Below are 9,084 nucleotides of genomic sequence, written 5' to 3'. Positions count from 1 at the left end.
GCCGGCACCGGTGTCGCCCGGGCGGTGTGGTGGTGGGGCTGGCGGTCAGCCGAGGCGGCGGCGCAGCTCGCGCTTGTCGATCTTTCCGACGGCGGTGAGCGGCAACGCGTCGACGACCGTGAGCAGGTCGGGGAGCATGAACCGGGCGAGGCCCCGCTCCCGCAGGTACGCCTTGAGGCCCTTGAGGGTCACCGTCGTGCCCGGCTCGGTCACGACGACCGCGCGGACGCTCTCGCCGATCTGCTCGTCGCCGGCCGCCACGACGGCGACCTGGGCGATCCCGGGATGGGTGAGCAGGTGCTCCTCGAGTTCGGTGGCGGAGACGTTCTCCCCGCCCCGGTTGATCACGTCCTTGATGCGTCCCTCGACGACGAGGTTGCCGCCCTCGGCGACGCGGACGAGGTCACCGGTGCGGTAGTAGCCGTCCGCGGTGAACGCGGTGGCGTTGTGCTCGGCGGCCCGGTAGTAGCCGCGGATCGTGTAGGGGCCGCGGGTCCACAGCTCACCGATGGCGCCGGGGGCGACGTCGGCACCGTCGCGGTCGACGACGCGGATCTCGTCGGCCGCGGCGAGCGGGCGGCCCTGGGTGGTGCAGGCGACCTCCGCGTCGTCGTCGAGGCGGGTGTAGTTCAGCAGGCCCTCGGCCATCCCGAACACCTGCTGGACGGCGGCGCCGAGCACCGGTCGGACGCGCCGGGCGAGCTCGGCGTCGAGGCGGGCACCACCCACCTGCAGCAGGCGCAGGCTGGTCGTGTCGGGCCCCTCCCAGCCGGCGGCGGTGACCCACAGCCGGGCGAGCGCGGGCACGAGTGCCGTCACCGTCACCCGTTCGCGGGCGATGAGCTCGAACGCCGTCTCCGGGCTCGGTGACGGCGCCAGCACGACCGTCGCGCCGACGCCGAACGCCCCGAGGATCCCCGGGCAGGCCAGCGGGAAGTTGTGCGCCGCCGGCAGCGCCACCAGGTAGACGTCGTCGCCGGTCAGCGCGCACAGCTCCGCGCTGGCCGCCGCGTTGTGGGCGTAGTCCCAGTGGGTGCGCGGGATGAGCTTGGGCTTGCCGGTCGTGCCGCCGGAGATGAGCAGCACGGCGACGCCCGCCGGGTCGACCGCCGCCGGCGCCGGGGCGGTGCCGGTGGCGCGGGCGGCGGCACCGGCCGCGGCGAGCCCGGCGAGACTCGTGTACGCCCCGGCTTCCCCGGCGACCAGCACGTGGCGCACGGACGGCACCGCCGCCGTGACCTCGCCGGCGAGCCGGCGGTGGTCGAAGCCCTCGAAGGTGTCCGGGATGGCGTAGGCGACGGCGCCGGACAGCCGGGCCAGATGCTCGATCTCGACGCGGCGGTGGGCGGGGAGCGCCAGCACCGGCAGCGCGCCGAGCCGAAGCAGCGCGAACAGCAGGGTGACGAACTCGATCCGGTTCGGCAGGTGCAGCAGCACCCGGTCGCCGGCGCCGAGGCCGAGCCCGGCGAGTCCCGCCGCCAGGTCGTCGACCCCCTGGTCGAGCTCGGCGTAGCTGAGCCGGACGGGGGCGGCGGGCGGACCGCCGACGAGCGCCGTCGCCGATCCGTGCCGCGCCGCCCACTCCCGCAGCCGCTCCCCCAGCGGGCCGCCCTGCCAGTAGCCCTCCGCGACGTAGCGGCGGGCGAACGCGTCCGGGAACGGCACCCAGTCGTCCACCGTGGGCGCCGGCCCCTGGTCGGTGACCGCGCGGCTCACCGCTCGCCTCCCACCTGGTCGCCCGCGTCGCCGGCCAGGCGCGCCTCGACCTCGTCGTCGGACAGACCGGCGATCTCCCAGGCGATGGCCGCGACCCGGTCGAGCCGGTCCGGGGTGCTCTCGGCGGCGCGCATGCGCCGCGCGAGGGCGGCCACCGTCGGCGCGGCGAACAGCATCCGGACGGACACGCCGGTCGTGTCGAGCTCGGCGCGCAGCCGGGCGACGAGGTCGGTGGCGAGCACCGAGTCACCGCCGAGGGCGAAGAACTCGTCGGTCACCCCGAACTCCGCCACCGCGCCGGGCCCGCCGACGAGCACGTCCCGCCAGACGCTCATGATCACGCGCTCCAGGTCGGAACGCGGCGGCGTCGGCGCCGGCCGGGCCGCACCGGACTCCCGTTCGAGCAGCGCGAGCGCCGCCCGCCGGTCGATCTTCCCGTTGGCGCTCAACGCCAGCTCGGGCACGACGACGACGCGGTCGGGCACCATGTGCGGCGCCAGCAGCTCGCGCAGCCGCGCCCGCACCGACCCCGCCGGATCCACTCCCGTCGGTCCGGGCCCGGGCCCGGACCGGTGGGCCGGGTCCACGACGACGAGTGCGCCGAGCGATCCCGAGCGACCGCGCCCACCGCCGACCAGGGCGGCGACGCCGGCCCGCACCCCCGGCACCGCCCGCAGCGCCGCCTCGACCTCGCCGAGTTCCACCCGGAAGCCGCGGATCTTGACCTGGTGATCGCGGCGACCGAGGAACTCGACCGTGCCGTCGGGCAGGTAGCGGGCGAGGTCGCCGGTGCGGTACCAGCGGCTGCCCGCGTGGGTGACGAACCTGTCCGCGGTGCGCTCCGGATCGCCGAGGTAGCCGTGGGCGACACCGTCGCCGCCGATCCACAGCTCGCCGGCGACCTGGTCCGGGCAGTCCCGGCCCAGCGGGTCCACGACGCGCAGCCGCACGTTGCGCAGCGGCGTCCCGTAGGGCACCGACGCCCACGACGCCGGCACCGGGCCACCGCCGGCGACCTCGCAGACGGTCGAGTGGATGGCCGTCTCCGTGGTGCCGCCGAGCGCGAGGAACCGGCAGCCGGGCACGGCCGCCTCCAGCCGGCCGGGCAGGTCGACGCCGACCCGGTCGCCGCCGAGCAGCACCGCGCGCAGACCGGCGCCCAGCGGCGACGCCGACGCGGGCGACGCGGCCTCGGTGAGGATCAGATCCAGGACCGCGGGGACGCAGTTGAGGATCGTGACGCGGTGCGCGGCGACGAGGCCGACCCAGCTGGCGGCCTCGCGCCGGGCGTCCTCGTCGACGATCACCACCGCGCCGCCGCTGGACAGCGGGGCGAACAGGTCGAAGACCGACAGGTCGAAGTCCAGCGCGGACACCCCGAGCGTGCGGTCGTCCGGGCCGAGACCGAGACGGTCGATCAGGTCCTCGAGGGTGTTCATCGCCGCCCGGTGCCCGACCTCGACGCCCTTGGGCTGACCGGTCGAGCCGGAGGTGAACAGCACGTAGGCCGCGCTGCCCGCCCCCGCCGACACGGCCGGCTCGGCCGCGGCGGACAGGACGAGCCGGGAGTCGGCCCCGGCGTCGGCAGTGATCTCGGCAGTGATCTCGGCAGTGACATCGGCAGTGACATCGGCAGTGACATCGGCGAGGTGCAGCGGGGTGACGCCGGCGGGCCAGCCGGTGCGTGCGGCGGTGGTGACGGCGACGGTGAAGCCGGCCGTCGCCGCGATCCGCTCGACCCGGGCCGGCGGCTGGTCGACGCCGATCGGCACGTAGGCGGCGCCGGCGGCGAGCACGCCGAGCACGGCGACGGCCTGGTCCGGCCCCTTGGGCAGGCTGACGGCGACCCGGTCGCCGCGGCGCACCCCCCGGTCGAGCAGCGCGGCGGCCAGCGCCCGGGCCCGGGCGGCGAGCCCGCCGTAGGACAGCACGCCCGCCTGGCCGCCGACGCCGCCCCACAGCAGCGCGGGCGCGTCCGGACGGCGTTCGGCGTGCGCGAAGAACCCCTCGTGCAGCAGCCGGGTGGCCCTCGGCCCGGCGACGTCGCCGACGCGGCGGCGCACCGCGCGGGTGGCCTCGTCGAGCGGCGCGTCGAACGGTCGGTCCCACACCACGTCCCCGCCGTCCCCGCCGTCCCCGCCGTCGCCGCTGTCCCCGTCGTCCCGGTGCGCGGCGGCCGGGGCCGGTTCGGGGGCGGCGAGGTCGCGCACGAGCCGCTCGAAGGCGGCGAACATGGCGTCGACGACGCCGGGTGCGAAGGTGTCCTCGCGGACGTCCCAGTTGACGAGCAGGCCGCCGTCGAGCTCGGTGACCTGGGCGTCGAGCAGGACCTGCGGCCCCTGGGAGATGATCCACTCCGGGCGCCCGAACTCCTCGCGCACGGCGGGGTCGAACAGCTCGCCGAGCCCCAGCGCGCTGGTGAACACGACCGGGGCGAGCACCTGCTCGCCGCGCAGGCGCCCGGCGTCGCGCAGGATCTCGACGCCGGAGTAGCCCGCGTGGGTGGCGTCGGCGTGCAGCCGGGTCTGCACCCGGCGGGCCCGCTCGACGAACGGGACATGATCGGTGAGGTCGATCTCCAGCAGCACCGAGCTGGTGAAGTCGCCCACCACCCGGTCGACGTCCGGATGGATCTGCGCCCGGTCGAACAGCGGGACGTTCAGCAGGAACCGGGACTGCGTGCTCCACGCGCCGAGCACCTCGGCGAACGCGGTCGCCACCGCCATCGCCGGGGTGACGCCGCGGCGGTGCGCCGCGCGGCCCAGCGCCGCCCGGGCCCGCTGCGGGAGCCGGAAGTGCCGCCGCGACACCCGCGTGGCACCGCCCGGCTGGGGGGCGTTGAGGGCGAGCTCGGGCGGGCCGGGCAGGCTGGGCAGACGGTCCTGCCAGGCCTGCCGCGCCCGCCGGGCCGCCTCCCGCCGGCCGGCCTGGTGCTCGGCGCGGTACCGCCGGTAGGTGTAGGCCGGGGCGGGCTCGACCTCGTCCGGCCGGCCGTAGAGGCGCGCGAGGTCCGCGAGCAGCACGCGGTAGCTGACGGCGTCCGCGGCGACCATGTCGACGTCGAGGTGCAGGCGGGTGGCACCGCCCGGGCGCAGGCTCAGCGCGGTGGAGAAGACCTCGCCGTGCTCGATGTCGAGCATCTGGTGCGAAAGCCGGTCGCGGATCTCCTCGAGCCGGGCGCCGGCCGCGGTCTCGTCGAGGTCGCGCAGGTCGTGGACGGTCAGGCCGCGCCAGCCGGAGTGGGCCTCGACGACCTGGCCGCCGTTGTCGGTCACGCGGGTGCGCAGCGCCTCGTGCCGGTCGACGAGCCGCTCGATCGCCGCGGACAGCCGGTCCGGGTCGAGGCCGTGGCCATCGAACTCGGTGTAGAGGTGGGCGGCGACGCCGCCGAGCGGCTGGGCGGGATCGCGGCCGACCCAGTAGGCGTGCTGCATGAGCGCCAGCGGGAACTCCCCGTCGCCCGCGGTCGACGGCGCGCCGTCCGCCGGCACCACCGTGATCCCGTCACCTGCCGGTGGCCGGGTCGCCTCACCCGCGCCGGCCGCCGCGGCGGGTGACTCCCCGGGCGCCGACCGCGGGCCGGGCACCGGCGCCGTGTCGGGAACCGCGGGAACCGCGGGAGCGGCGGGGTCCGTGGCGGACGGGCGGGCGAGCAGCTTGTACCAGCCGTCGATCGTCGGGTTCTCGGCGAGCTCGCCGAAGGTGATCTCCAGGCCGGCGCGCCGCCAGGCGCCGACCGTCTGGATCAGCGCGATCGACTCCAGCCCGCGTTCGAAGAGGTTGTCCTCGTCGCCGAGCTCGGCCGGGTCCTCCGCCAGCAGGTCGGCGACGGTGCGCCGCAGGCTGTCGCGGTCCGGTCCGCTGGTGCCGGCGGCCGGGCGCGTGCCCACCAGGAAGCGGCTGACGCTGCGCAGCTTCTCCCGGGTCTCCTCCAGTTCCCGCTCGGGTCGGGACGCGCCGACGATGCCGGCCCCGGCGCGCAGCCAGGTCCGCCCGTCGCGCTGGAAGGCGGTGCGCAGTACGAGGGCCGCGTCGAGCGCTCCGTCCGCCCCGACGCTGAGCACCGCCCCGCTGTACAGACCGCGCGGCGACGCCTCGTAGTCGCGGATCAGCTCGAAGGCCGCCGCCTTGGGGATGCCGATCGCGGTGATCGACGGGAAGACGACGGCGAGGGCGTCCCAGCCGTCGTTGCCGGGCGTGAGCCGGCCACTGACCCGCGAGGCGAGGTGCTGCACGCTGCCGCGTTCGAGCACGGACATGAACTCGTCGACGACGACCGTCGCCGGGTCGCACACCGCGCGCAGCTCGTCCTGGGCGGCCTGGACCGACACGGCGTGCTCGTAGACCTCCTTCGGGTCGGCGAGCAGCGCCTCGCGCCGTGCCCGGTCGCCGGCCCCGCCGTCCGCGGCGCCGCCGTCGAGGGCGCGGGTGCCGGCCAGCGGCTGGGTGGAGATCCACCCGTCCGCGGCGACCTCGACGACGGTCTCCGGGCTGAACCCGGTGGCGCGCAGCCCGCCGATGTCGAGCAGGAACGACCGGGCGGGCGTGTTCCCGCGCCGCCCGTGCTCGTAGGTGGCGACCAGGTCGATCTCACCGTCGACCGGGATGAGCCGGGAAAGGATCACCTTGCGCAGGCGGCCGGCCTGGATGTCGTCGACGGCGCGGGTGACGATGCGCCGGTAGTCCTCGGCGCCGTGCTCCAGGTCGGCGGGCACGAGGTCAGTCTCGCTGACGGTGCCGCCGCTGACGGTGCCGCCGCTGACGGCGGCGTCGGCGAGGGCCGCGGCGAGCGTGTCGAGCTCGCCGGGCTCGACCGCGCGCAGTGCCGCCGTCCCCGCCCCCAGGCGCGCCTCGCGGGCGGGGACGACGAGGTGGACCAGCGGCTCGGCCGAGCGCGGGCCGGCGAGCCCCTGGGCGCGCGGGCCGAGCTCGAAGCCGGCCCAGCCGTAGGCGTGCCAGCCGGCGACGGGGATCCCCGCGAGCACCCCCGCCAGGGTCCGCAGCGGGTCGGCGCCGACCGGCTCGACCCGCCAGCCGCCGCCGGTGCGATAGCGGATCTCGTCCCAGAACAGCATGATCTCGGCCAGCGCGCCGTCGCCGAAGCACCAGCACCCGTCGCGCTCGTAGACGGCGAACGGCGCCCGGGCGGCACGGGCCAGGCGGGTGGCGGCCGTGAGCGGATCGCCGGGGAACGGGACCGTCCGCTCGTGGTGGACCTGCGGCGCGGTCACCGGGACACGCCGGCATCGGCGCCGCTGCTCTGGGCGGCCGGGGCAGCCGCGGCGGACGCGGCGGCCTCGGCGGCCTCGGCGGCCTCGGCGGCCTCGGCGGCCTCGGCGGCCTCGGCGGCCTGCATCCGGGCGATCAGGCTGGCCGGGCGCAGGTCCGTCCAGGAGGCCTCGACGTACTCGACGCAGGACGCTCGGCTCGCGGCCCCGTGCACCGTCCGCCAGCCGGCGGGCACCGGCGCGAACGTCGGCCAGAGCGAATGCTGTCCCTCGGCGTTGACCAGGACGTAGAAGCTGCCGTTCTCGTCATCGAACGGGTTGGTCGACATGCGTTCCCAGCTCCTTGGGTCGTTCCGCACGGGGGTTAAGGCCGCTTAACTCAAGTAAGCTTTACCTAAGTGAGCGCACGCGTCCACCCCTGACCGGCGAAAATTCCCACCCGCCGCCCGCCGCCCGCCGGCCGGGCGCCGTTACCGCAGGCGACCGGCTTCGATGCGGACGGTCCGGGGCAGCCGCGCGATGGTCTCCGGGCGGTGCGCGATGACGATCAGCGTCCGGCCGGCGCGCAACCGCTCGACGGCGGATTCCAGCCGCTCCGCCACGTCCGGGTCGAGGTCGGCCGTCGCCTCGTCGAGCAGCAGCACCGGCGGGTCGACGAGGGCGGCCCGCAACAGCCCGACGATCTGCCGCTCGCCGGCGGACAGCTTCTCCCCGCGCGCCCCGAGCGGCGCGTCCAGCCCGCCCGGCAGCCGGGCCACCCAGTCGCCGAGCGCGAGCCGTTCCACCGCCCGCTCCATCGCCGCGCGGGCGGGCGCTCCCGGGGTGAGCGCCAGGTTGTCGGCCAGGGTGCCGGTGATCAGATGCACCTGCTGCGGGATGAGCACGATCCGCTCCCGGACCCGGTGCGCCGGCACGGCCCGCAGGTCGACCCCGCCGTAGCGGACGGTGCCGGCGTCCGGCTCGTACAGCCCGGCCAGCAGCTTCGCGAGCGTCGTCTTGCCCGAGCCGGTGACGCCGACAAGGCCCGCCCGGTCACCGGCCGGGAAGGCGACCGACACGTCGCGCACCACGTCCTCGCGCTCGTCGTAGGCGAAGCGCAGCCCCTGCGCGACGAGGTCGCCCCGCGCCGGCAGCTCGGACCCCGACCGTTGCGGCGCGTCGGGGTCGGCCGGCGGCAGGGCGGCGAGCAGGTCGACGAGCCGGGCGAGGCCGACCCGGGCGAGCTGAGCCTGGCCGGCGAGACCGGACAGCGCCAGCATGCTCTCGAACAGGTTGCGGGTCGCGACGACGAACACGACGACCGTGCCGACGCCGAGCCGCCCGTCGCGCACCAGCCAGACGCTCAGGATCAGCAGCGCCGCCGTCGCCACGCCCTCGATCAGCCCGAACAGCTCCAGCCGGCTCTGCGTGCCGACCGCCCGGTCGCTCGCGGCGAGCAGCCTGTCGTTGTCGGCCCTGAAGCGGCGGACCCATTCCTGGGGTCGACCGGGCGCGACGAGGGCCTCGTGCGCGGTGAGCGTCTCGGTGAAGGTCGCCGTCATCGTCGCGTCCGCGGCCGCCTGCCGGCCGAACGCCGCCGGCGCCGCCCGGTTGAACCAGGCCAGCACCGCCAGCGCGGCGGGCAGGAACAGCCCGATGAGCAGCAGTGACAGCAGCGGGGAGTACACCAGCAGCATCGCCGTCGTCAGCACGGCGGTGAGCCCGACGCTCAGCAGCTGTGGCAGCTGGTCGCGCAGGAACAGCGTCAGGTCGGCGATCTCGCTGGTCGAGCGGCGCAGCAGGTCGCCGGTGCGGTGCGCCTCGACGAAGCGCAGCGGGGCGCGGGCGAGCCGCTCGACCACCAGGTCGCGCAGGGCACGGATGGTCCGCTCGCCGGCGTCCGAGAGCAGCACCTCCGACCAGCGCAGCAGCACCATCCGGGCCAGCACCAGCGCGACGAGCAGCATGACCGCCCACCACAGCTGGCGGCGGTCGCCGTCGGTCACCGCGTCGACGCCCCAGCCGATCGCCGGCGCGATCGCCACCACCGCGGCGGTGCTGGCCACGCTCGCCAGCAGCGCACCGGCCATGATCGCCCGGTGCGGGCGCAGGGACGGCCAGAAGCGGCGGAAGACGCGCGCCGTCGACGGTTCGGCGGTCA

General features: G+C 76.3%; 4 protein-coding genes and 1 pseudogene. All 5 read right to left on the bottom strand.

Annotation, left to right across the window (positions count from 1 at the left end):
• Positions 1 to 45: 45 nt before the first annotated feature.
• Positions 46 to 1,716, bottom strand: a complete 1,671-nt coding sequence (locus AC6EXY_RS18485; RefSeq protein WP_207770563.1) for a (2,3-dihydroxybenzoyl)adenylate synthase — start codon at positions 1,714 to 1,716, stop codon at positions 46 to 48.
• The gene (locus tag AC6EXY_RS18480) at positions 1,713 to 6,947 is read right to left on the bottom strand and encodes a salicylate synthase (protein ID WP_499817585.1); all 5,235 of its coding nucleotides are present in this window, start codon (positions 6,945 to 6,947) and stop codon (positions 1,713 to 1,715) included. The genes AC6EXY_RS18485 and AC6EXY_RS18480 overlap by 4 nt, the downstream gene beginning before the upstream one ends.
• Entirely contained in the window at positions 6,944 to 7,273 is a 330-nt protein-coding gene (locus tag AC6EXY_RS18475) for an MbtH family protein (protein WP_499817586.1), read from the bottom strand. The genes AC6EXY_RS18480 and AC6EXY_RS18475 overlap by 4 nt, the downstream gene beginning before the upstream one ends.
• Before the next feature lie 141 nt (positions 7,274 to 7,414).
• The gene (locus AC6EXY_RS18470; protein WP_423748163.1) at positions 7,415 to 8,203 is read right to left on the bottom strand and encodes an ATP-binding cassette domain-containing protein; all 789 of its coding nucleotides are present in this window, start codon (positions 8,201 to 8,203) and stop codon (positions 7,415 to 7,417) included.
• An 18-nt stretch (positions 8,204 to 8,221) separates the two neighbouring features.
• Positions 8,222 to 9,013 (bottom strand): annotated as a pseudogene (locus AC6EXY_RS18465) (ABC transporter transmembrane domain-containing protein); the annotation flags it as partial.
• Between the last annotated feature and the right edge of the window lie 71 nt (positions 9,014 to 9,084).

The organism is Frankia sp. RB5 (assembly GCF_059816245.1).
The sequence above is the reverse complement of the archived record's forward strand: the minus strand, read 5'-3'. Positions and strand labels throughout refer to the sequence as shown.

Excerpts from the sequence above, each read along its gene's own strand:
- AC6EXY_RS18475 (WP_499817586.1), bottom strand. The coding sequence starts at position 7,273 with ATGTCGACCAACCCGTTCGATGACGAGAACGGCAGCTTCTACGTCCTG.
- AC6EXY_RS18470 (WP_423748163.1), bottom strand. The coding sequence starts at position 8,203 with ATGCTGGCGCTGTCCGGTCTCGCCGGCCAGGCTCAGCTCGCCCGGGTC.